Origin of the sequence: Dietzia sp. CQ4 (assembly GCF_014145125.1) — a bacterium.
GTDB classification, from domain to species: domain Bacteria; phylum Actinomycetota; class Actinomycetes; order Mycobacteriales; family Mycobacteriaceae; genus Dietzia; species Dietzia natronolimnaea.
Map to the genome: position 1 here is coordinate 1 of NZ_JAALDZ010000282.1, position 1,639 is coordinate 1,639.

A 1,639-nucleotide genomic window follows, 5' to 3' on the forward strand; every position below is an offset into this window, starting at 1 on the left:
ACCTGCCCGGCCAGGTCTGGTACCTCGACGGCGAGATCGTCTCCGCCGGGACCGCCGGAGCCGAGATGCTCACCCACGCGGGCCTGCGGTTGTACATCGGCGCCGTGCTGTTCGCGATCGGCCAGGCCGCGATGGGATTCATGATCGCGGTCCTGTCCGGGTACATCGCCTACGGCCTCGCCGACCGCCCGGGCATCGCGCCGGGATTCGTGGGCGGCGCCCTCTCGGCCACCCTCGGCGCCGGGTTCATCGGCGCGCTCGTCACCGGCATCCTCGCCGGCTACCTGGTGCGGTGGATGACCACCTGGAAGACCCCGCGCTGGCTGTCCGGCCTCATGCCGGTGGTGCTGATCCCGCTGCTCGGATCGCTCGCGATCGGCCTGCTGATGTTCCTGCTGCTCGGCCGCCCGCTGGCCTCGCTGACCTCCGCCATGGAGTCGTGGCTGGGCGGGATGAGCGGGTCCTCGGTGATCCTGCTGGGCATCATCCTGGGGCTCATGATGTGCTTCGACCTCGGCGGACCGGTCAACAAGGCCGCGTACACCTTCGCCACCGCCGGCCTGGTCGCCGACAACCCGGCCTCGCTCCGCATCATGGCGGCCGTGATGGCCGCCGGTATGGTGCCGCCGCTGGCCATGGGACTGGCGACGGTCGTCCGCAAGCGCCTGTTCACCGAGGTCGAGCAGGAGAACGGCCGGGCCGCCTTCCTGTTGGGTGCCAGCTTCATCACCGAGGGCGCGATCCCGTTCGCCGCGGCCGACCCCGTCCGCGTGATCCCGTCCATGATGGCCGGTGGCGCGGTCACCGGAGCGCTCATCATGGCATTCTCGGTGGAGTCCTACGCTCCGCACGGCGGCCTGTTCGTGGTGTTCGCCATCAACCCGGTGTGGGGCTACCTGGTCGCCATCCTCGCGGGGATGCTGGTCTCGACCACCGCCGTGGTCCTGGCCAAGAGCGCCCGCCGCGATCCCGCCCCCGTCACGGCCCCGGCGCCCGCCACCGTGGCCGCCTGAGCCAGTGGCCGCCTGAGCCAGTGGCTGCCTGACGCCACCCGACCGGCTCGCCGGTTGATCAGCCCCCAGTTCCACACTTCACCAGTCACGAGGAGAGACCATGCCCAACACGACCGTCATCGTGGGATCCGCCGAGGGCCTGCACGCCCGCCCGGCGGGGATCATCGCCGAGGCCGCCGAGAAGTACGACACGGATATCGAGATCACGTACGACGGCGAGGAGGCCGACGCCGCCTCGGCCATGCTCATCATGGCGCTCGGAGCCGAGAAGGGGGCCGAGGTCACGGTGAGCGGGGACGACGCCACCGCGGTGGCCGAGATCGCCGCCCTCATCGAACAGGACCTCGACGCGGGATGACCGTCCTCGTCGTGGGATCGGGCGGGTACCTGGGATCGCGTCTCGTCCCCGCGCTGCTGGCCCGGGGGCACCGCGTCCGGGCCGGCGCCACCGATCCCCGGCGGGCCCGGACCCACGGGTGGGGCGACCGCGTGGAGACCGTCCGCTGCGACGTCCTCGATCCCGGGTGCCTCCCGGACGCCCTGAACGGAGTGGACTCGGTCGTCTACCTGGTCCACCGGATGGGGTCCGGGCCCGGCTTCCGGGCCGAGGACGCGGCGGGCGCGTC

At 71.9% G+C, this 1,639-nt stretch carries 3 protein-coding genes; all 3 read left to right on the plus strand.

Annotated features, from left to right (window positions below; genetic code table 11):
• Positions 1-1,013: PTS fructose transporter subunit IIC (locus G6031_RS14885; RefSeq protein ID WP_182653666.1), on the plus strand; the 1,013-nt coding region annotated here is incomplete at its 5' end.
• 100 nt (positions 1,014-1,113) lie between these two features.
• The gene (locus tag G6031_RS14890) at positions 1,114-1,371 is read left to right on the plus strand and encodes an HPr family phosphocarrier protein (RefSeq protein ID WP_179523815.1); all 258 of its coding nucleotides are present in this window, start codon (positions 1,114-1,116) and stop codon (positions 1,369-1,371) included.
• Positions 1,368-1,639: NAD(P)H-binding protein (locus tag G6031_RS14895; RefSeq protein WP_182653667.1), on the plus strand; the 272-nt coding region annotated here is incomplete at its 3' end. The genes G6031_RS14890 and G6031_RS14895, both read left to right, overlap by 4 nt.

What these genes read in the sequence shown, in the direction of transcription:
- G6031_RS14890 (WP_179523815.1), top strand. Translation starts at nt 1,114, where the DNA reads ATGCCCAACACGACCGTCATCGTGGGATCCGCCGAGGGCCTGCACGCC.